1 protein-coding gene is annotated in these 1,322 nt (G+C 55.0%); it reads right to left on the reverse strand.

Annotated elements, in window-relative coordinates; genetic code table 11:
- Positions 1–41 precede the first annotated feature (41 nt).
- Entirely contained in the window at positions 42–491 is a 450-nt protein-coding gene (locus RH90_RS23685; protein ID WP_157134764.1) for a hypothetical protein, read from the reverse strand.
- Positions 492–1,322 lie beyond the last annotated feature (831 nt).

Raw genomic sequence — 1,322 nt, forward strand, 5'->3', positions numbered from 1 at the left:
ATGATGCAAAATCTGTGAGTTTTGCATCAGGAATTGGCCGGTCAGGTTCGGGCCCGGTATTCTGAGACGATCTTCCCCAACCCCGTTGAATCCCCTGGCCAATACGATCCTAAAAAGACGCGCTTTGGTTTACCGTCGGCAAGATTGACCTCGAGTTGTGCCTTGTACCCGCCCAGCGGCCATATCCCTGCGACACAATCCCAAGTCCAATGCTGCCGCCTCCAAAGGGTGTTTAAAGTCACACCTTGCTCGGTCAGGATAAGCCGGCGCGGCCGAACTATTGGAACCACGGCAAGACAAGCCCACAAAGTGAAAAGCGGGGTTGCAATCAGATACAGGGCCCAGAGATCGTCACCCCTAAAGCGTGGTAAACCCGGAACAAAAACCGGAAAAATGATCGGCAACAGCATTGGTCCAGCCATAGGCACGGCCATCACGTTAGCCATAATGGCATAAGGCCATCTCAACGACAGCACGGTCACGTGTCTCATGCCCACCCCCACCAGAGTGAGGTATGCCTGTCATATTAGGAAAACGTGACTGAGTGTCCGCGAAAGGACGAAATACCAGTCAGTCGCTCCTGCCCGTTGATGCAAAAATCTTTGATTTTTGCATCGGAAGCGAGCGGGTCTGGTGGGAACCGGTCAGGCAGCTTTGCCGTAAATCTATTCAACCGCCACTTTTCGAGTGGCGCTTAATCAGCCAGAAGATCGCCATTACGGCTATAATTGCCAGTGCGGGAATCTCGGCCCAAGCAAAAATTATGAGCGCGTCTTTGTTTGCCTCCGCCATGCACCGATCATGACAGGCGGGGTTGATGCAGCAGATGGCTGTGGCGCGAGCGAAGAGTGCCAATAGGACGGCTCCGATCGTCAAAATAATAGCTATGATCGCGGCGCATCCTGTCTCCGAATATCTTTCATGTGGCGACCGCGGCATGCGATAGTGATGGCATCACGCGGACCACGTTGGAAGGCCGCAATTTGGCGTTTCCGGACGCTGCTCGCGCGGGTACTGCTCGCGAAACTCCGCGCACCCTTTGGGGCATGACAAAATCCCTGCGGACCTAGCCCCAAAAATTCGACTCACCTATTGGGTCGTGAGTAACCGCCACCCGGTTTGCCATGGCAGTCGTAATCGGTCGGGATTGCGCGGGCGGCCCAGCCTACGATAATCATCGCCCGATGATCGGAAGCTCGTCTGTCACGGGCTCGACAAGGAAGCGCCATGGTTCGAGCCGATCTAATCAAACTTATAGCTGTGGAGTGGCCCGATCTGCCACCAGGCGATGTCGAGAAGATCGTTGCCGCGTTCTTCAATGC

The sequence above is a fragment of the Sphingomonas sp. PAMC 26605 genome (assembly GCF_000241485.1).
In the GTDB taxonomy this organism is placed as follows: Bacteria; Pseudomonadota; Alphaproteobacteria; order Sphingomonadales; family Sphingomonadaceae; genus Sphingomonas.

Coding starts and splice junctions, on each gene's coding strand:
- RH90_RS23685 (WP_157134764.1), bottom strand. CDS start 491: ATGAGACACGTGACCGTGCTGTCGTTGAGATGGCCTTATGCCATTATG.